Genomic DNA, 19422 nt, shown 5'->3' with positions numbered 1-19422 from the left:
AAATTCCTCTTTAAGAGGTTATTTTGATTGTTTTTTCATAGTTCGTAGAGTTGAGGCGGCTACTTTGATTCGTCTGGTTGAGCCGTCTTCTAGCTGAACGCGGATGGTGCGTAGATTGACCTGGAATTTCTTTTTGGTCCTGTTATTTGCGTGGCTGACGTTATTGCCTACCATCGCACCTTTGCCGGTGATTGCGCATCTTCTTGCCATAATAAATCCTTGATGATTAAAATAAATGGCGATTATAGCGAAAAAATTTCAAATTATGCTTAAAATCCGCCGCGGTTTAAATTTAGCGAAATTTATGAGAAAACTAAGTAAAATTCCGCATCTTGAAATTTTAAAGGAATCTTAATGTATGTCGCACCCAGCATTTTATCAGCGGATTTCGGAAGGCTTGCGGAGGAAATTCGCGCAGTCTGCGAAGCGGGCGCCGATCTCATTCACGTGGATGTGATGGACGGGCATTTCGTACCCAATCTCACGATCGGACCGCTCGTAGTAAGCGCCGCGGCAAAGGCGAGCAGTAAGCCTTTAGACATTCATTTGATGGTTAAAAACGTGTCGTTTTTCGTCGATCTTTTTTTGCCGTTAAAGCCGAAATTTCTTAGCTTCCATATCGAGGAGGAGACCCATCCGCTGCGCCTCATAGATCACATCCGCCATAGCGGCGTCTCGCCCGCAGTCGTGCTAAATCCGCACACTCCGCTTAGCGCGCTGGAGTTTATCTTGGGCGAGGTCGATATGGTGCTTTTGATGAGCGTCAATCCGGGCTTTGGAGGGCAGAAATTTATCCCCTCGGCGCTTGAAAAAATTAAGCAGCTGCGCGAGCTGATCGATCGCAAAGGCGCAAAATGCCTCATCGAGGTCGATGGCGGCGTAAACGGGCTGAATATCGCAGGTATCGACGAAGCGGGCGCCGACGTCGTGGTAGCGGGCAATTACATATTTTCTTCAAACGACTACGCGGAGGCGATCCGTGCGCTTAAAATTTAGGCGCGGCACAGGGGTAAAATTTTGACGCATAGAATCGAAAATCTTATAAATTTACTGGCTCAAAAGAGCATAAATTATTACGATTTTATCTCAAAAGCAAGCGACATTGCCGAAATTACCGAGCTTTTCGAACCCAAAGACCTTTCGATGTGGCGTGCGCTGGGCATAGAGATAATAAAACTAGATAGCGGCAAAATCACGCTCAAAACCCGCGAGACGGATATTTCGGATGAAATTTTTTGCTTCGTGGACATCGAAACGAACGGCGGGCTCTCAAACGGCCAGATCATCGAAATCGGCGCGATAAAAACGCGCGGCACGCAGGAGCTGGGCCGCTTCGAGAGCTTCGTTTACGCGCCCGCCGTGCCTGAAAATATCACGGAGCTTACCGGTATCCGCGCGGACGATCTAGTGGGCGCGCCGCCGCTAGCTAGCGTGCTGGAGCGCTTTAGACTGTTTTTAGGAGATAGCGTTTTTGTGGCGCACAACGTCAAATTTGACTACGGCTTCATCGACGCTAGCCTGCAAAAATGCGGCTTTGGGATGCTTTTAAATCGCAGGCTCTGCACCGTCGAGCTCGCGCGCCGCACGATTGAGGCGCAAAGATATGGGCTTGGCTCGCTAAAAGAGCTTTTAGGCGTGCAAAACGTCCACCACCGCGCATTTAGCGACGCCGTTTCCTGCTTTGAAATTTTTAAATTCGCTCTAAAGCGGCTACCGTGGAGCGTGCAAAGCACCGAGGATCTGATACTTTTTAGCAAAACTGCAAAGAGCCTGGCGCTGCCTAAGCCGCAGATTTCGGGGCGCGGCGAGAGTGAAATTTTATAAATCGCGCGCCGAATTAAGAGATGAAATTTTAGTGAAATTTCGCGCCGCCGTTTGAGAGGTAAATTTTACGCTTTTAAGCGGCGGCGCTTTAATCTGCGCGGATTGCGGTAGCGTAAATTCGATCCGAGCGATTTTGGGCGCGCAAATCGGCGTGTATGGACCTAGATTTTGAAATTTTACCCTTGCCGTAGCGATTGAATGCGCACAAATCGCGGCGGCGCAAATTTAAAGCGCTACTGTGGCGAGATGTGATTGCGAGCGAACCGAAACGGCGCGAATTTAAGCAGGCGCGGTTTTAAATCGCATTGCGATCGCACTGAATTTAAGTGTAAATGCCCGCAGCGGCGCCCTCCGCGTATGCCGGCTAGGCGGATCATGCGATTTTAATTTGCTCGGGCGGGTGCGGCAGCGAGCGCTCGTGGAGCCTTTTTGCTTTCGCGGTTTTTGATCTTTGCGGCGATAAATTTTGCGGCCGCCCGCGGTTTTACAACCTTGCTTCGGGCGAATTTTATGAGTGTTCGCAGTCGCGCGGATGCGCCCAAGGCGTCGCCTGCTTTAAATTTTAAAATTCAGTTCAGGCTGGCTCGGTGTAAATTCGAGGCTTTAAATTTTCAAATCAATAAATTTTACTTGTGCTTGCGGTCGTTTTTTGCGTCTAAAAAGCGATAAGCTTAACCGCATCTGCGCCCACGCCGCAGATATGCTGAGCACGCGAGCTTTGCCGCATTCGCCGCTTAGAATTTTGAGATTTGATTTTAGTTTGATGACCTGATCGGTACATGCCCGTGCCGCAAATTTTAAAATGGAGCTTTATAAAATTTCACGGCGCCGACCGAAAATGAAATTTTATCGTAAAAACACAGCGCGATCGGAGCAAATTTACGTAAACCCAAAATTTATCGTAGCGGCGTACGGGCGACCGCATCCGCACTAAATTTAGCGATAAGCGAATCCGCGATCCTATAATACAAAATTTACGCAGACGCGCCCCGCTCCGAATCAAAGCGTCATCGGAAGACTGACGGGCTTTGTGAGCGGGCGAAGTAATGCGCTGCCACCATCTTTGCAAGAAGCGCGATTTTGCGATTGAGCGGCCTTTTTCGCCTCAAGACGGACATATTGCGGGCTAAAATTCGAAACGGAATTTCATAAAGCGCGGCGCTGCTTTTAAATTTACGTTGCAAATCTCATAGGCTGCGAATACAGTGGTTAAATTTTAAAATTCTGTCTGTTTTAATCACGCCTTGAAGTGTGAATTGCGAGGGTCCGCGAGCCGCTTGATTGGAAAATGAGTTTTAGATCGCGCCTTGCGTATGTATCGCGCGGTAAAATAAATTTTTGCGCCGAAAATTTCACGCCGCTATGTCACCGCCGAGCCGTCCGCTGTCTTACCTCTCATCCGATCACTTCGTATCTTCAAATGCGCTAGAATTTCAGCAAAGCTACGTTTTAATGCAAAATTTATCCACTTACCGCGGTCTACGGCGGATGAAATTCTGCCGCCCGTCGTAAGCTGTGCGTGGTATTTGCTTGTCGTGCATGCGCGTCACGGCCCAGCGGGGTTTTTCGTATCGGTTGTGTGGTTTGCTTACCGCGTATACGCGTCATGGACTAGCATCCGTCTGCCGCGAGCCGTCGCCGCTCGTCCGTCTCGTTACGCATATTTTTGTGCTGTAAGCCACGCGAGCGCTGCATCTGCGTTAAGGCTGCGCCGCGTTTTTCAAAAGCATGAAAATTTATCCTACTAAAATTTCGCTTCTTCGCCGCGTTGCATGCCGCGAGCCGCCGCCGCGCTGTATCCCTGCCCGCACTCGTCGTACCCGTGCAAGCTCTAGCGGACGCGCCTTAAAATTTCAGCCCAAAAGTCCTATTTCGCGCTGCGTCCTAGCAGAAACAATCTCACCGCTTGTTCGGCGACGCGGGCTAAATTTTGCGTTGCGACGGCGGGCTCCATCGCACGCTCAAGGCTCATCGGCTCGTTTAAAACGCTGAAAAACGCACCGATGTCGTGCTCGTTGCAGCCGCCGGCACAGGGCGAGACGCAGCCTGCCAGCGCGATGACGGGCACGCCGTAGCGCGCGGCGATCTTTGCCACGCCGCTTGGGGTTTTGCCCATGCGGCTTTGGAAGTCGAGCCTGCCCTCGCCGGTGATGATCAGATCGGCGCCGCGCACGTCGTTTTGCAGCCCGATCTGTTCGGTGATGATGTCGATGCCGGACCTTAGCTGCGCACGTAGGAAGCTCACGAAGCCAAAGCCCAGACCACCAGCCGCGCCCGCGCCCCTTTCGCTGCAAAGCTCCTTTCCAAGGCTTTTGCTTACGACGCCTGCAAAGCTTCGCAACCCCGCATCCAGCGCCTCTACCGCCGCTTCGTCCGCGCCCTTTTGCGGTCCGTAAACATGCGCCGCGCCGTTTTCGCCAAAGAGCGGATTATCCACGTCGCAGGCGATGAGAAACTCGCTATCTTTGATGCTTTGCGGCACGTCCGCGTCCGAGATCGCCGCTATTTTGATTAAATTTTCGCCTGTGCCCGCAAGCGCTTCGCCGCGCGCGTCCGTAAATTTAAAGCCCAAAGCGCTTAGCATGCCCGTGCCTGCGTCGTTCGTAGCGCTTCCGCCGATGCCTATGATAAACTTTCGCGCCCCCTTGCTTGCGGCGTGCAAGATCATCTCGCCAAAGCCGTAGGTGCTTGTTTTTAGCGGGTTTCGGCGCGATTTTTCGATAAGCGTGAGCCCCGACGCCGACGCCATCTCCAAAATCCCGAGCTCGCCCGCAAGAGCGTAGCGCGCGGTGATCTTTTCGCCGAGAGGGTTTTGCACGGCTAGCTCTTGAAATTCCGCCCCGAGCGCGTCGGCGAGGGCTTCGACGCTGCCTTCGCCGCCGTCTGCGATCGGCTTAACTACCACTTCGTCGCAGAGCTTTTCGATGCCCGATTTTACGGCGTTGCCCGCCTCAAGCGAGCTAAGAGAGCCTTTAAACGAATCGATAGCAATCAAAACTTTCATGAAATTCCTTTCAGACGGGGCTCGCGCGGATTTTGCGAAAACCGCTTTTTAATTTGGTATTTTAATAAATTTAGCCCTAAATTTAGCTTTGAGGAGTTTGTGCGTCGCCGCATTGGTAAATGAGGAAAATTTTAAACTGCTGCCGTTTTAAACGGCGAGGCGCGCTCGTGCGATAGAATTTAAGCGGCGAGGGCAGAGCGCTTGGGGCTACGTAAATTTAGAGCAAAAAAGCCGACCCGCCCCGCGCAGTAAAATTTAAAGCGCGACGGCGGGCTTTTGTTACCGTAAATTTAGCTGTTTTAAATTTAGAGCCGCTAGATCAAAAACAGCGACAAAACCCACACGCTGATCATACCCGTAATGCCCATAATTAGGGTTAGCATTGTTTGAGTGCGGTAGCCTTGCTGCGGGTTCATCTTGCTGAAATTCGTAACGACCCAGAAGTAGCTGTCGTTAGCGTGCGAAACGGTCATCGCGCCCGCTGCGATCGCCATTACCACAAGCGCGCCGGACATTTCGGAGGTGAAGCCTAGTACCTGCATAATCGAGCCGTCCGCGTTAAATGCCCCCATAATCGAAGCGGTAGTGATGATCGCAACGGTGGAGCTTCCTTGTGCGGTTTTTAGGACTGCCGAGATTAAGAACGGGAAGAAAATCCCCGCGGCTTTAATCGCGGTCGCATTGTCCTTGATGTAGGTTACGAAGCCGGCGTCGGTGATGACCTTGCCTAGCACTCCGCCCGCTGCGGTTATAAAGAGGATCGGGCCTACTATCTTTAAGGACTCGTTGGTGATCTCGCTAAATTCGCCTAGTTTGCCGGTTTGTGCGAGCAAAAATACCGCAAAAACTACGCCCAAGGCTAGCGCGATGATAGGATTTCCTAAAAATTGCGAAATTTCGCCCGCAAACCCGCCTACTTTTAGGATCTTGGCGACGGAACCCAGCGCCATAAATAGGATCGGCACCAAAATAGGGGCTAAGCTTAAAAATCCGCCCGGCAATTTGCCGTATTGTTTAAGCAGATCGTCGTAGCTTTTAGTGATGACTTCATTCGCTTCAGCCTCGCTTATATGGACGCTCTTGGCGACTTTTTTAGAAAAAAAGTATGTAGCGATCAGCACCGGCAAGGACACTACCGCGCCCATTGCGATTACGAGCAGCAGATTACCGCCTAGACCCACGGCGCCTGCTGCGGCGATCGGTCCTGGAGTCGGCGGGATGAATACGTGCGAGGCATAAAGTCCGCCGGAGAGCGCTACTGCAAGAGCGACCGGATTTTCGCCGATTTTTTTGCTGATCGCTTCTCGGATCGGATTTAATACGACGAAGCCGCTGTCGCAAAATACGGGGATACCTACGATCCAGCCCATTATGAGCATCGCAAGCTCGGGGCGCTTCTGCCCGACTACGTTTACGACCATATCGGCGAGTTTGAGCGCCGCGCCGGTCTTTTCGAGCACGGTGCCGATGAGCGCGCCGAAGATTATGACGATACCGATACTCTTAAACGTGCCGCTGAATCCGTCGCCGATAATCGCGGGGATCTTGGCTAGCGGTATGCCCGCGACGATCGCGAGCGCCAGGGAGATAAGCATTAGCGCCAAAAATGGGTGGACGCCTGCTTTGGAGATCAAAAAAATCATCACGACGACCGCTATGGCGAAGCAGATGATTAACGCAACACCGCTCATAAAAGCTCCTTAAATGGATTTAATTTGCTCGCAAGCGGTTTAAGCTTAAGCTCCGTTTGCGCCTCAAATTTAATGCGGTAATTTTAGCGAAATTTTAATATAAAGCAAGAATGGCGGTGTTAAATTCATGAAAATTTATGATTTATACGGGGATGATGGACTGACTAGCGGAGTTTATCGGTTGGAGTTTATCTGTGCCGTGCGGCGAGAGTGGTTAAAATTTTAAAATTTGCAGCGTTTGCTTTGATATGCTGTTTGTTTTAATGCGCTACGCGGCGGGCAGAGGAAATTTTATCGAGGATCGGTCGCCGCGGTGCAGCAATGTGGCGACCGCTTGCGCTTTACGCGCAGCTTTGGCGACTAAAGGGCGTGAGTGATGCGGACGCTTTGCGGCGCTTGCTGCGGCGCAAGCAGTGAAGAAGAGTGCAATAGCTGCGGCGGCGATAGCGGCGATGAAAGGCGATAGTATCGGCAGCGGCGGGACTTTTGATATACAATCGGCGATGATAGAATTTTGATCGAAATTTACTCCCGCGGCGATGAAATTTTAATTAAAACTATCGGCAGAAGCGGCGAAATTTTAATCTAAAGCAGGCAACATAGGTAGAGCTTCGATCAAAATATCGCGCGTAGCGGCTCTGATAAAAATCGGCGGTAACACCTGAGCTACAAAATTTAGATCGAAAACACTCGGGATGTGAGAATTTATAGCGATAATCTTAGCTCGTCCTAGTCGGAATTTTGATCGAGAATATTTGGGCGATAAAATTTCATCCAAAAGCTACCAGCAGTGAAATTTTGCGTTTTTGAGAACGGCAGGAATTTTACTGCTTGAAGGCAGCGGAGATTTGTGGCTTTTTATATGATTTTTCTGAGAGTTTGCCGTAATCCTTTCGCGATTTTTAAAATTCCAGACGGTATTTGTGCGGTTTATATGTGACGAAATTTTCCGGTTCGTGAAATTTATAGAGCAATTTAAATTTACACAGTCGCCTAAATTTATAAACTAGCGCCTCTTTTTGAGCGCTCCTAGCACGCGTAAATTTTAATCGGCAGCTCTATCTAATCCGCAAAATTTTAGTTTTTGAGATTTTATAAATTTTCGAGCTTGCGTTTTGGCTGAAATTTTGATCCACGACCTGATCTGCCGCAGCTTTCGCCCACTCTTCGTCGAAGTTTTGTCCGTTTAAATTTGCGCTACTGGAGTAGAGCCAGTCAAATTGCCTCAAAAACTCCTCGTGAGCGCACTCTTTCACGACGCGCACGGCTTTAGCGTTCGGATACAAAAAAGTCGTTTTTCTCGCACGGCGCACTAAATTTTTAAATTTAGCGGGCACGCGAGCGAGATTTTTTAGCTCGCTAAGCTTTGCCGTCGTTATGAGGCAGGGTTTATCCGCCGCTCGGCGTTTGAGCGCGTTTATCTCGCGAAAATCCTTACTCAAAAATCCCGCCGTCGTATCAGTCTGCGCCAAATAGATCATCTCTCCTCCAAATTTACGCCTTTTTCCTATCTTTGGCCAGTAAAAATATGCACGAGATAATGAGCGTAAAGCCTGCAAAATCAAGAAACACGAACTCCGTCCCCAGCCAAAAATAGGCAAACGCCGCCGCGCTCACCGGTTCGATGCACGCGATCATGCTCGCCCTGCTCGCGCCTATTATCTTTAGCCCCGTCATGTAAAAGCTAAACGCGCATATCGTGCCTAAAATCACCACCGCGGCAAGCGCCGCAAAGCCGTCCGCGTCGCTCACGCCGCCTAGCTGCCAAACCCGCGTGTAAAGCGCAAGCGCGCCGCCGCCGATGACCATGCCCCAGCCTAAATTTAGCGCGACGGGGTATTTTTGATTTAGCTTCGTTGGGATGAGACTATAAATCACGACGCCAAGCGCGCTAATGAGGCACCAAACCAGCGCCTCCGCGCTGATAACCAGCGAGCCAAGATCGCCGTGGGTGGCGAGCAGCACGACGCCCAGCACCGCGAAAATGAGCGCGATGAGCTCGACCTTTTTAGGCACGCGTCGTTCTAAAAAGCAAACGACGGCAAGGATGAGCGCGGGCGCGGAGTACTGGATCACGGTCGCGACGGCGGCGTTTGAGAGCTCGACACCGCAAAAGTACGAATACTGCGTCATCATAAGCCCAAAAAACGCGTAGATGAGCAGCTGCGGCAAAAGCACGCGATCTTTTAGCGGCGCAAAGGCTAGGCGCGGCGAGCGAGCGATGTAATACGCTACCATTGCAAGCCCGGCGAGGCCTAGGCGGTAGGGTACGAGCCAGTCGGCGCTGACGCCTTTTTGCGTGAACAGATACTGCCCGCAAACACTGCTAAATCCCCATAATACGCCGCCAAGAAGCGTGATGAAAACGCCAAAAAATTCGCTTTTTACTAGATTTTTCATTGCGCGATTATAGCTAAAAATTTCGGCCTAATCAATCTAACTTATTTATATCTAAAATCCTGCGCTTAAAAAGATCAAAATTTGCGTCCAGCTCGCTTTTACGCTTCATGGCGATATTTATAAATTCATCCTCTTTTTCGATGCCGACAAATTTCCGCCCGAGCAAATTTGCAGCAATGCCCGTCGTCGAAGAGCCGGCAAACGGATCGCAAACAACACTATTTTTGTTACTCGCCATCAAAATTAGTCGCACCAAAAGCGGTAGCGGTTTTTGCGTCGGATGCTTGCCGCAGGCCTTCTCCCACGGCGCGATCGCCGGAAAACTCCAAACGTCTTTCATTTGCTTGCCGTCGTTTAGCTTTTTCATCAGTTCGTAGTTGAAAATGTGCTTAAATTTCTCGCTTTCTCTCGCCCAGATTATTTGCTCGGTGCTATGCGTAAGGTATCGGCAGCTAAAATTCGGCGGCGGATTATATCGGCGCGCATTTAAAATGGCAGTATCTTGCATTTAAAATGATAGTGGAGAAAAAAAATCGGGCTTTGCATACTATCATTTTAAATGCAAGATTTAACCCTTAAAAAGCATAAAAATTCGTCAAATAAACTTTAAATACTATTGAATATTTAAAAATCGAAAGATCTCATAAGAGAGTATCCTATCAAAGGTAAGATACGTTCAAGCTCTCAAAAAATAAATTTAAAGACATTTAATAAGCCTTTGAAGACCCTTTAACCTATCTCATAATTTTCATAAAAAATCTCATTTTTTGCCTTAATGTAAAAAATCAGAAACTTAACAATATTAATTCGATCTAAGGCTACTAGAAATTTTGTAAGTTTTATCTATTGATTTATAGAAATAAAATACTCTTCGTTCTGGAGCTCTTCTATATTTTTGTAATCCATAAAAAGTTTTGGTAAATTTCTTATTATCCCTTTGTATCCTATACTGCTATATATTGCAGCATTTATCAATGTATTTAATTTTAAGTATATAAACATTACTTGTGTTATCTCGTCTTGATTTTTAAGAATGCTAGTTATGGACACATTTCCATGTAAGAGATGATTCCTAAGCATAATACACTTTTTATCTAACTCGTTTAATTTAATTGTATTTTCATCAAACAATGATAATAACTTATCATTGTTTGGTAGATTAAATATATTGTCAATTCTGCCTAATATATTTTTCTTTTTTTCTTTTAAACTAGAATTATCTCCTATGAGTCGTTTTACTTCTTTCTTGAGCTGCTTAATAAAATCTTTTTCATAAGTAGTTCTTTTTATTCCAGTTCTCTTATTGTCCGATTCATTTTTTTGCGTTAAAATTTCTAAAACTGTTGCAAGTAATCTCATTGAGTAGTAGCTTATAGACAAGGTATTTACTATCATTAACGTATCTATCGCTTCTCTGAAATTTATATTGTCTAGCATTTTATCTATCAAATTTTCAAAATCTTTTTTGTTAAGTTTTTTATTTTTTCCATCGATATCAATTTTTTTATTTGAGAAGCAATATTGATGCGGATTTCCTTCTATTGTGTAAAAGCCACTTTTGTAAGTAGGAGTAAAGCAACTTGTGTATTTAAAATTTTTGTATTCTGAGCATTCCAAATTATCACTTTCAAAATAATAACCTCTATCCATCTGTATAAAGCCGGTAATGAAACCAATTGCAGATAATATAACCCTGCAATACTCATCAAACTCTTTGAAGGTGATTTTTTCCTCACAATCTATAATTAAAAAATTATAAATATGATAAAAAAATAAAAATGTATATTTTTCTTTAATATTAAATTTTAAATAATTATTCAAAATAACGTAAGGCCCATGTGCAAATACATCACTACCAAAATGATCAAATAAATTAAGATGTTTACTACTGGCATTTTCACAAGGTATCCATAGCTTATAGTAGCCTTCTCTTGTCTCATTAAATCCAACACTTGCAAATTCATATATGCTCCAATAACTAGAAACCCCCTCTTGTCTTTTAAATAGTGATGATATAATTTTTATCTTCATACCATTTATATCTAATTTCTCATCATCTATTTTTGCGGTTCTGAGATCACCATCAATGAACTCATTGTCTTTTTTTAGTAAAAATATATTTCCATCTTTATAAAAATTATTTTCTTGTGCTTCTACAACATCAATCAATTCTGTCTTTTTCATAAATTTCACTACCTTTTTTGTTTTTTGCCTGGTTATATTATACGGCATTTATTGTGTTTTTGTTATTAATGCAAAATATCTTATTGATTTTACATTAAGGTGAAAAATGAGAAATTTTTTTACGAAAATCGTGAGACGGGTTACATTAAATTCGTTTCCATAAAATCCCTATAATTTAGTTTTCGGCTCGTCCGCGACCGTCGTTTTAAAATCCGCACAAACGAAGTCCTCCGCACCTAAAACAATCTCGCTGCTTTCGTAAGCTACTCGGACGATCTTACACGCTTCTTCTTTATTTCTTGCTTTAATAACGACTCTTCTCGCCGAAGTTTCGACGATCTCTACTTCAAATTCTTTCATTATTATCCATTTATTTTTGCACTTATAGCAATCGCCGCTAAATTTTCCTAATCGGGAGCCTGATTATCGTTTTGCATTTTTGCGGGTCGATTTTTCTAGGGTCGCTTAGGTAGATTTCATGATGCGCTCTTTGCTCGCCAAAGTCCTTTGCGTAGCCGTTTGCGGCGATAAACTCGTCTATTTTGGCTACGCTTTGCGGCTCGTCGTCAAAGCTGCCTATGTGTAAAATTTGCGCACAAAGACCTTCGTCTATCCTCAAAAACTCCGCTATGCCGCAGTCGATCTTTTTCTTTTTTGCGGCTTGCTCTACCGCCCAGTCGAAATTTTCTCGCGCGATAAAATCTGGCAGTCTAATCGCGCCAATCCAGCTAAAATCGCTCTTTCTAGCGTAGTCTGCCTCGCCGCAAGCCGAGCCGCTTTGCCGCCAAAATCCCTCTAACGGCGGCACGACGTACTCAAAAAAGCCATCTATTTTATAATCCGTTTTATAGCTCATTTTTAGCGCGTAACTCACGGCGTAAAGTACCTCTATCGCGCGCTGATACGCGCCACCCGGCTCGTTTGGATCGCCTTCGCCGCGGACGCAGACGAAATTTGCAGGCGGGGCAGTTAAAATTTTCGGCACCTGCTTTGGCGCGTAAAGTTGTCTAAACTCTTTTTTAAAATCAAACATTTTATTCCTTTTACGAGGTAAATTTCATAAAATTTTGCGCTAAAAGCGAAGCTGAAATTTTAAACTATCGTAAAATTTTACATCATTACGCGATCGCGTGAATGTGAAATTCTACGAAATTTTACGTTCGCCGCATCGTTATAAGAAATTTCAACATCCAGCTGCGCAATAAAATTTTACGCCGTTCTCAAACTGGGTATGAAATTTTACCGCAAGAATTTTAGAAATTTAACGCATGCAGATGGATTTAATGCTAGCAAAATTTTACGTGGGTGAAATTTCACGCCGCTATAAATATTTTAAAATTCCGCTAAAGCGCGCGACTAAAGCGGCTAAATTTAAAGCGGCGCTTTAAATTTAAACGAGCGCCAGCTTCAGCACCTCTTCGATCCGATCTACCGGCGTTATTTTCAGATCGTTTTTGACCTCGTCCGGGATCTCCTCCAGGTCGCGTTCGTAGTTTTTGCGCGGGATCAAAACCTCGGCGATTTTGGCTTTGTGCGCAGCGATGAGCTTCTCCTTAAGCCCGCCGATCGGCAGCACCTTGCCGCTTAGCGTGATCTCGCCCGTCATCGCTAGATCTGCGCGTACCTCGCGCTCGCTTAAAATCGACGCGATCGCTGTACTCATCGTGATGCCTGCGCTAGGTCCGTCCTTCGGCGTCGCGCCCTCGGGCACGTGGATGTGAAGGTCGAATTTATTATAAATCTGCTCCGAGCTTTCGGAATTTTCCTCCGCGCCTAAATTTCGCGCCGCCGAGCTTTTAGACGCGCCGCCATTTGCGCGCAATGCGGAGTTTTTGCCCGCGCGTGAGGCTTTTGCCGCCTCCGCGCCTTGCCCCGCTTGTAGCTTGCCCTCGTCGATTAACACCTTCACGACGCTAAAGGCGATTTGCGCGGATTCTTTCATCACGTCGCCGAGCTGGCCCGTGATCGTCATCTCGCCCTTGCCTTTGATCTTGACTGCTTCGATTTTGAGCACGTCGCCGCCTACCGCAGTCCACGCAAGCCCGTTTACTATGCCGATTTGATCGCGTTTTTCAACCTCGTCGATCTCGAAAACCTTTTTATTTAGGAATTCGCTTAAATTTTTCGTCGTCACGACGATCTTTTTAAACTCTTTGTCTTTTAAAATTTTAACCGCGACCTTGCGGAAGATCGCAGCGATTTGGCGGCGCAGGTTTCGCACGCCGCTTTCGCGCGTGTACTCTTCGATGATCTCGGAAAGAGCTGCCGGGTTGATCGCTACGTCGGCTGATTTTAAGCCGTGGCGCTGCAGCTCCTGAGGGATCAGATAGTCTTTGGCGATCTGAAATTTCTCCTGCGGCGTGTATGAGCTAAGCTCGATAAACTCCATCCTATCGCGCAGCGGCGCGGGTATGAGAGATACGTCGTTTGCCGTGGCGATAAAGATGATCTTGCTAAGATCGATGTTGAAATTTAGATAGTAATCCCTAAAGCTCGAGTTTTGCTCCGGGTCTAAAATTTCAAGCAGAACCGCCGTCGGATCGCCCTTGTATGAGCTTGAAATTTTATCAATCTCATCAAGCACGATGACGGGGTTCATCTGATTTGCCTCGATGAGACCTTGCACGATGCGACCCGGCATCGCGCCGATGTAGGTGCGGCGGTGTCCGCGTAGCTCGTTTACGTCCTCGAGCCCGCCCAAAGCGATACGGATAAGTTTGCGCTTAAGCGCGGTCGCGATAGAGTTCGCAAGGCTCGTCTTGCCTACGCCGGGAGGGCCGTAGAAGCACAAGATCGCGCCGCCGTTTTTGCCGTCCTCTTTGCTCTTCTTGCCGCTTGTGCCGCGAAGCTCCAAAAGCTGCTTTAGCGCGAAATACTCCTCTATACGTGCTTTGGGCTTTTGCAGGGAATGGTGGTCTTTGTTTAGCTGCGCCGTAACGCCCTCGATGGACATCTTGTGCTTGGCGGTCTTTTCAAAAGGCACCTCCAAAACCCAGTCCAGATAGCTCTGCACTAGCCCCGCATCGGCGCTATCGGGGTGCAAGCGGGCAAATTTATCGATCTGCTTTTTGATCTCTTTGTAGGCATCCTCGCCCAAATAGGGCTTTTTGGCTTCCAGCTTTTTGCGGTATTCCTCGATCTCGACATCGCGATCGGCATCGCCTCCGAGCTCTTTTTGGATCTGCTTGAGCTGCTCTTTTAAAAAATACTCTTTGTTCGTCTTGTCGATCTTGGAATGAACCTTGCTTTTGATCTCCTTTTCGAGCCTCTGCGCTTCGATCTCGTCGGAGATGTAGTTGATGAGGTTGAAAAGGCGTTTTTGCAAATTGCTCTCGGTAAAAAATGAGTAGGCTACCTGCTTTTTTAGCCGTAGTGCGCTTAAAATCAGATCGCAGACGCGCGCGGCATCGGTGCCGTCGTCGATGGTCTTTAGCAGATCGTTCGGAAAAAAATGCGTAAGCGTGCTAAGCGTCTTGGTTTTTTCCTTCAGCACGCTTACCAGCGCGTCTAATTTCTGGTCGTTGCCGCGCTCGTCGTGGATGATATCGACGGTAGCGACCAGCGGATCTTGCGAAATTTCTTTTACGATTTTGCCTTTTAGCGCACCTTGGAATAAAATTTTAACCCGACCGTCGGGAAGTGGCACGGTTCTCATCACGGAGCCCACGACGCCTGCGTTATAGATACCGCCGAAGCTTCTATCGCCGCTAAATTCCGACTTCGAGCTTACGACCATTATCATAGATTCGTTTTTGGCTGCTAGATCGAGAGCCTTTTTGTTATGTTCGTCGCCGATGAAAAGGGGCGCTATCATAAAGGGATATAAAAATAGCTCGTCCTCGACGATGATAGGTAGATCACTAGGAAAGGTTGTGTTTTGCATCAGTTGCATCGCTCCTCCTACTCAAAAATCGCGCGATACCAAGGCGAGCGCGGTTTGATGACGTCGGTGCCGTTTAACGGGGACTCTTCGATGCGCTGCTCGTAAATTTTGGCAGAACTTTCGCGGTCGGTGCGCTGGTAAAGGTCTTTGATGTCGATATTTAGCTGATGCTCTGCAAGCCTGAGCTTCGTTAGCATCGTCTCAAGTAGCGGACGATACTCGCTCTGCGGATATTCAGCTATAAATTTTCGAATTTCGTCGATGCTGTTTAGCATTAGCTTTTGGTTGCGATTTGGGCGGCTAAAGGAATCGAAATTTGCTCTAATTTTTAGAAATCTTGCGTATTCGATCTTTTGCGTCGTGCCGTAGAGACGGATATATTCGTCTAGGTATTTGTTTGCTTTCTCGTAGTTTTCATCCTCCACAAAAGCCCACGCCATAATGAGTGTCATCTCCTCAAGCAACGGCGAAGCGATATGTTCGCTAGAAAAGCTAGTGTAGTGCTTCTCGGCATCCTCCATGCTGGCGTTGTTTATATCTTCTAAAATTTTAGAATACCATGCCTCGGGGCTTAGATTAAAAAGCTCGCCGTCGCCTTTGCCACTGCAGCCGCCGATAAACGCGATAAATAGGAGAGCGGATAGAATTTTACTTAGATTTGTCATAAAAAATCCTTGGAATTTATTTAGCTCGTAATTTTATAGTCTTTGAGTAAATGCAAGCTTAAATTCCGCGTTCAAATTTAAAAATGGAATTTCTTTAAAATTTTTGTGCGTTCGGGCTTAAAAATCTTTGTAAACCAAAAGAATTTACGCGATAAATTCTAAATTTAAGTTTAACAATAGTATAATTAGCGCCGATAACGCAGAGTAAGTTTGCGTTTCCGTAATTTCAAAATTTTAAAGAAAGGATGTAAGATGAAAAAAGGTTTTACTCTAATTGAGCTGATCTTTACTATCGTGATTTTAGCGATTACGACGATGGCGATCCCTCGTATCGTCGCGCAAACCACCGAACTAAACGCTCTCGCGATTAAAGAGGAGCTCGTATATAACGCTAAAGCTTTTATGTCTCGTATATCTAAAGCGCAGTGGGATAGCGCATACGCAGGAGATGCTACGTGCGGAGGAGATGCAAGCTGCATGAGGAGAATTTTAACGGTAAATCCGCCTGCTGATGGCGCCCCCGAGGTCAGACCAGGGATTTTAAATGAAGCTAGTAGGCGCGGAATTAGCGCTCAAGCTCCAGCTACAAAAAGACAATTCGGTAGAAATGGAATTTCTTTTGGTGGCGGTCGTTATAACGATATCGACGATTTTGATCGATTCACGACGAATATAACAGTCGGTAATTTGGTGGGCTCTAGCAGTAGAGGTGATTTTATCCTCAATACTAGGATTAATGTCGATGTAGATTATGTAGCAGAGCCTTTTAGCGCGGTGGAATATGCTTCCGGTACCGATATAAGTGGTGTTCTTAGCGATCAACCATCTAATGGCGCCGTTACCAATATCAAGATGGTTAGGGTTGCTGCTACGGATCTAAACGACGCCGTAGCGAGAGACGGTGCTGCTAAATCAGTTGTTTTAAAGGCATTTTTATCTAATATCGGCGTCGGCGTTCAGACAACCGTCACTAGACTACATAACTAATAGGAGCGCGAGATGAAAAGAGGCTTTACCCTTATAGAGCTTGTGTTTGTTATCGTAGTGCTGGGGATCATCTCGATGTTTGGCGCTGATCTATACACCAAGATCTATAAATCTTACGTGCATGTACGTGCGGTAAATCAGCTGGAAGCCAGAACGCAAAATGCGATGATGCTAATCACAAATCGCTTGGAGGATAGAATAAAAAGCTCTACCATAGGCAGAGATCTTGCCGTAAATGATTTTGTGCCGATTAGCGACCTTACTAATCCGAGATTTGATATATTAGAGTGGATCGGACAAAGCGTAGAGACGAGAAATATAAATCAGAGAACTCCAGGTTGGAGCGGCTTTATGTCAATGTCTCAACTCCGAGATAGCACATGGACGGCCGATGCGGATAATGCCGGATATATCGCAGATACTAGGGCTGCGTTTAATATGGTATCCTTGGGTAGCGATTTTCCGCGAGTAGCTAGGATAGTTCGGAATTTAAGGGCTACTGCTTACAATACTCCATCTAATAATACTCAGGTCGCCGTTATATTTAGAGCTGTTACTAATGATGCTTCGCCTACTAGCGTAGGCATAGGCTTCGGCTACGATAGGGCTGTTTGGGCAGACGGCAGAAACCGCGTGCTAATCGCCGTAGGCACTCCTAGTGCTGCGGGTAGCGGTAGTATACAAGGTGAAACTATCGCTATCAACCAATATCCGTTCAATCCAAACAATGCCAACTCACAGGAATTTTCTGAGCAGTACTATATAGCACATAGCGCTTACGCGATCGTTCCCGATCAGGTAGTAACATATACGAAAGACAATGCGGGCAATTTGAGTAAGAATTTTAATCTGCTCTTGAAATATAACTATCGCCCATGGAGTACTGTCGCAGGTGATGCGCACTCATATGACACTGCTAGCAGCTCACTACTAGCAGAGGATGTGAGCTTATTTAGGTTTAAGGATGATAACGGCGCCGTTGCGCTTAAACTATGTATGAGAGATGACGGCAGAAATTTCGATCCCGCAGAGCTGGATCTAAACGTTTGTAAAGCACAGGTGGTGTACTAATGAAAACTATGCAAAAAGGCTTTGCTCTAGTAGCAGCCATATTTTTTATCATCATTGTAGCAACTACGGCGATTACGGCACTATCTATCGCGTCTATGACGGCTCGCGATGTCAATAATATCCAAGGCAGAGAGCAGGCGCTACTGCTAGCTCAGAGCGCTACGGAGTTAGCCGTCCTTGCTATGCAAAAGCATGAGTATCTAACTACCGAGCTTAAGGAAAAGGGCTCTACTGCTGCGACTAATCCTACATTAAATACGATTACGCTTGAGTATCCGTCAAATGATCCGGCTCAAAAGATGTTTGATATCACCGTGACATTCGGATATTTCGATAGACAGCTGGGTGCGCCCGGCAATCATACCGTCGCTTATAGTAATTTTGGGCAAGGCTCGTCAGAAAGTCTTGCGAACGGTAGTGTGGGCAGAATTTTAAGTCATGCCGCGCTTGTAGATGTGGTAGTAAAATCTAATGTAGCGGTTATGGGAAGGCCACAGATCACATATCATAGGCGTACTATTCAAAAACCATAATGCAAAGGAGAGACGATGAATTTAAATATCGTAGGTAAGCAGTTTGAGTTAACGGAAGCTATCAAAAATTATGTCGAAAACGCATTTGAGACGCTAGAAAAATATAATCTCGACATTATCTCGGGGCGTTGTGTAATTTCTGCTGACGAGAAGCAAGGTAAAAAGGGCTTCGTGGTGGATTTCTCATTAAATTTAGCGCATCAAGACACTATCGTCGTGCGCCAAAAAGATAAAGATCTCTATGCTGCCGTCGATCTCATCGTCGAGCGCGCCTCAAAAGTGCTTCGCAGATACCACGATAAGGTAAATTCTCACAAAAATCGCGACGAAATGAAGCAAAACGCCGTAGATAATGCAATCGGCGTTAATGAGCCAAATTTAAACGACGAGGTCGATGAAATCGTCCCTACCGAGCTAGAGCTTTATAAACCGCTAGAGATTGATGAAGCACTAAATAAGCTAAAAGAAAGCGCCGATCAGTTTTTGGTTTTTAATGATATGGACGCTAAAATGCGTGTGCTTTACAAGCGTAAAGACGGTAAATTCGGCTTATTTTAGAATTTTAGAATTTTAGAATTTTAGAATTTTAGAATTTTAGAATTTTAGAATTTTAAGGCGCGGAATTCTCGCGCCTTTTATTGTTTGAGAGTCGTTGTTTATTTGTTGTTATATTATTTTTTAATGTAGCTCAAGATAAATAAAACCACATCTTATAAAATCTTTTTTTAGAAATTCTTTAAAATTTATTTATATTTGTTCCATATCCGTATAAAATTTAAGCAAAAAAAATGTAAAATAGTAGCTAAAAATTATGTTATTGACCGGAGGGTAGTATCATGAAAGTTAAGAGTTTTAGCTTTGCGCCTATCTTGGCGCTGTTGTTTTGTTTCGTGGCGGGGGCCTTTGCGGATAATAGGCCCAATATTAAGATCAATCCCGCCGTTATAGATCCTTGGGAATACCCTGATAGTGGCGTGATCAATAGTAGTGATCCGCATTGGTATTGGTATTCAAGCGGTGAATGTGGAGATGGCGCCGGTCATAAACATTGTGGAACATGGAATTTTAGTGGTATTCGAGATTGGAAAAATCAAACCCCTGTAGTTAGATTTGGCGGTCCCGGTACCTATGTATTTGGAGACTATGCCGTAGCTGGAAATACAGTGCTTAGTTTTGATTG

At 46.0% G+C, this 19422-nt stretch carries 16 protein-coding genes and 1 pseudogene; 6 read left to right on the top strand and 11 right to left on the bottom strand.

Features of this window, described 5'->3' with window-relative positions; genetic code table 11:
* Positions 1-18 precede the first annotated feature (18 nt).
* Positions 19-210, bottom strand: a complete 192-nt coding sequence (gene rpmB / locus Q0323_RS02735) for a 50S ribosomal protein L28 (RefSeq protein WP_040304421.1) — start codon at positions 208-210, stop codon at positions 19-21.
* Positions 211-354: 144 nt separating this feature from the next.
* Here rpmB and rpe point away from each other — a divergent pair, with 144 nt between their 5' ends.
* Positions 355-996 (top strand): ribulose-phosphate 3-epimerase, encoded by a 642-nt coding sequence (gene rpe, locus Q0323_RS02730; RefSeq protein WP_298051253.1) that lies wholly within the window; start codon positions 355-357, stop codon positions 994-996.
* A gap of 21 nt (positions 997-1017) precedes the next feature.
* Positions 1018-1824 carry a 3'-5' exonuclease gene (locus Q0323_RS02725; protein WP_298051250.1) on the top strand — a complete coding sequence of 269 codons (807 nt, stop codon included), beginning with the start codon at positions 1018-1020 and terminating at the stop codon, positions 1822-1824.
* 1867 nt (positions 1825-3691) lie between these two features.
* Here Q0323_RS02725 and Q0323_RS02720 read toward each other — a convergent pair.
* From Q0323_RS02720 to bamD, 10 genes and pseudogenes are all read right to left on the bottom strand, one after another.
* On the bottom strand, positions 3692-4828 hold the full coding sequence (locus Q0323_RS02720; protein ID WP_298051247.1) for a glycerate kinase: 1137 nt from the start codon (positions 4826-4828) through the stop codon (positions 3692-3694).
* Between the two features lie 314 nt (positions 4829-5142).
* Complete coding sequence (locus tag Q0323_RS02715; RefSeq protein WP_298051244.1) at positions 5143-6519, bottom strand: GntP family permease; 1377 nt, start codon at positions 6517-6519, stop codon at positions 5143-5145.
* A 1058-nt stretch (positions 6520-7577) separates the two neighbouring features.
* Positions 7578-8000, bottom strand: coding sequence for a Sua5/YciO/YrdC/YwlC family protein (locus Q0323_RS02710; protein ID WP_298051241.1), 423 nt, complete (start codon positions 7998-8000; stop codon positions 7578-7580).
* Between the two features lie 13 nt (positions 8001-8013).
* A complete protein-coding gene (locus Q0323_RS02705) occupies positions 8014-8919 on the bottom strand; it encodes a DMT family transporter (protein ID WP_298051239.1) in 906 nt (301 codons plus the stop codon).
* Between the two features lie 31 nt (positions 8920-8950).
* Positions 8951-9400: pseudogene (locus tag Q0323_RS02700) on the bottom strand (site-specific DNA-methyltransferase); the annotation flags it as partial.
* A 362-nt stretch (positions 9401-9762) separates the two neighbouring features.
* Complete coding sequence (locus tag Q0323_RS02695; RefSeq protein ID WP_298051237.1) at positions 9763-11103, bottom strand: hypothetical protein; 1341 nt, start codon at positions 11101-11103, stop codon at positions 9763-9765.
* 168 nt (positions 11104-11271) lie between these two features.
* On the bottom strand, positions 11272-11463 hold the full coding sequence (locus tag Q0323_RS02690) for a DpnD/PcfM family protein (RefSeq protein WP_298051235.1): 192 nt from the start codon (positions 11461-11463) through the stop codon (positions 11272-11274).
* Positions 11464-11500: 37 nt separating this feature from the next.
* The gene (locus Q0323_RS02685; protein ID WP_298051233.1) at positions 11501-12136 is read right to left on the bottom strand and encodes a GyrI-like domain-containing protein; all 636 of its coding nucleotides are present in this window, start codon (positions 12134-12136) and stop codon (positions 11501-11503) included.
* 357 nt (positions 12137-12493) lie between these two features.
* Positions 12494-14995, bottom strand: coding sequence for an endopeptidase La (lon, locus tag Q0323_RS02680; protein ID WP_298051231.1), 2502 nt, complete (start codon positions 14993-14995; stop codon positions 12494-12496).
* Positions 14996-15003: 8 nt separating this feature from the next.
* Positions 15004-15651: an outer membrane protein assembly factor BamD gene (gene bamD, locus Q0323_RS02675; RefSeq protein WP_295152470.1), complete on the bottom strand. Its 648-nt coding sequence runs from the start codon at positions 15649-15651 to the stop codon at positions 15004-15006.
* Positions 15652-15903: 252 nt separating this feature from the next.
* Between bamD and Q0323_RS02670 the strand changes: the two genes are divergently transcribed.
* The 4 genes from Q0323_RS02670 to raiA are packed head-to-tail and all read left to right on the top strand — an operon-like array spanning position 15904 to position 18800.
* A complete protein-coding gene (locus Q0323_RS02670; RefSeq protein WP_298051228.1) occupies positions 15904-16638 on the top strand; it encodes a type II secretion system protein in 735 nt (244 codons plus the stop codon).
* Positions 16639-16650: 12 nt separating this feature from the next.
* The gene (locus Q0323_RS02665) at positions 16651-17709 is read left to right on the top strand and encodes a type II secretion system protein (protein ID WP_298051225.1); all 1059 of its coding nucleotides are present in this window, start codon (positions 16651-16653) and stop codon (positions 17707-17709) included.
* A complete protein-coding gene (locus tag Q0323_RS02660; RefSeq protein ID WP_291939558.1) occupies positions 17709-18242 on the top strand; it encodes a hypothetical protein in 534 nt (177 codons plus the stop codon). Before Q0323_RS02665 ends, Q0323_RS02660 begins: the two co-directional genes overlap by 1 nt.
* Before the next feature lie 15 nt (positions 18243-18257).
* A complete protein-coding gene (gene raiA, locus Q0323_RS02655) occupies positions 18258-18800 on the top strand; it encodes a ribosome-associated translation inhibitor RaiA (protein ID WP_298051220.1) in 543 nt (180 codons plus the stop codon).
* The last annotated feature ends 622 nt before the right edge of the window (positions 18801-19422 follow it).

This window comes from uncultured Campylobacter sp. (assembly GCF_938030145.1).
Lineage (GTDB): Bacteria > Campylobacterota > Campylobacteria > Campylobacterales > Campylobacteraceae > Campylobacter_B.
Note: the sequence above shows the minus strand (reverse complement) of the source record. Positions and strands in the feature narration are given on the sequence as shown.

Coding starts and splice junctions, on each gene's coding strand:
- rpmB (WP_040304421.1), bottom strand. CDS start 210: ATGGCAAGAAGATGCGCAATCACCGGCAAAGGTGCGATGGTAGGCAAT.
- Q0323_RS02685 (WP_298051233.1), bottom strand. CDS start 12,136: ATGTTTGATTTTAAAAAAGAGTTTAGACAACTTTACGCGCCAAAGCAG.
- Q0323_RS02710 (WP_298051241.1), bottom strand. CDS start 8,000: ATGATCTATTTGGCGCAGACTGATACGACGGCGGGATTTTTGAGTAAG.
- Q0323_RS02705 (WP_298051239.1), bottom strand. CDS start 8,919: ATGAAAAATCTAGTAAAAAGCGAATTTTTTGGCGTTTTCATCACGCTT.
- Q0323_RS02670 (WP_298051228.1), top strand. CDS start 15,904: ATGAAAAAAGGTTTTACTCTAATTGAGCTGATCTTTACTATCGTGATT.
- Q0323_RS02720 (WP_298051247.1), bottom strand. CDS start 4,828: ATGAAAGTTTTGATTGCTATCGATTCGTTTAAAGGCTCTCTTAGCTCG.
- Q0323_RS02715 (WP_298051244.1), bottom strand. CDS start 6,519: ATGAGCGGTGTTGCGTTAATCATCTGCTTCGCCATAGCGGTCGTCGTG.
- Q0323_RS02665 (WP_298051225.1), top strand. CDS start 16,651: ATGAAAAGAGGCTTTACCCTTATAGAGCTTGTGTTTGTTATCGTAGTG.
- Q0323_RS02660 (WP_291939558.1), top strand. CDS start 17,709: ATGAAAACTATGCAAAAAGGCTTTGCTCTAGTAGCAGCCATATTTTTT.
- raiA (WP_298051220.1), top strand. CDS start 18,258: ATGAATTTAAATATCGTAGGTAAGCAGTTTGAGTTAACGGAAGCTATC.
- rpe (WP_298051253.1), top strand. CDS start 355: ATGTATGTCGCACCCAGCATTTTATCAGCGGATTTCGGAAGGCTTGCG.
- lon (WP_298051231.1), bottom strand. CDS start 14,995: ATGCAACTGATGCAAAACACAACCTTTCCTAGTGATCTACCTATCATC.
- Q0323_RS02695 (WP_298051237.1), bottom strand. CDS start 11,103: ATGAAAAAGACAGAATTGATTGATGTTGTAGAAGCACAAGAAAATAAT.
- Q0323_RS02690 (WP_298051235.1), bottom strand. CDS start 11,463: ATGAAAGAATTTGAAGTAGAGATCGTCGAAACTTCGGCGAGAAGAGTC.
- bamD (WP_295152470.1), bottom strand. CDS start 15,651: ATGACAAATCTAAGTAAAATTCTATCCGCTCTCCTATTTATCGCGTTT.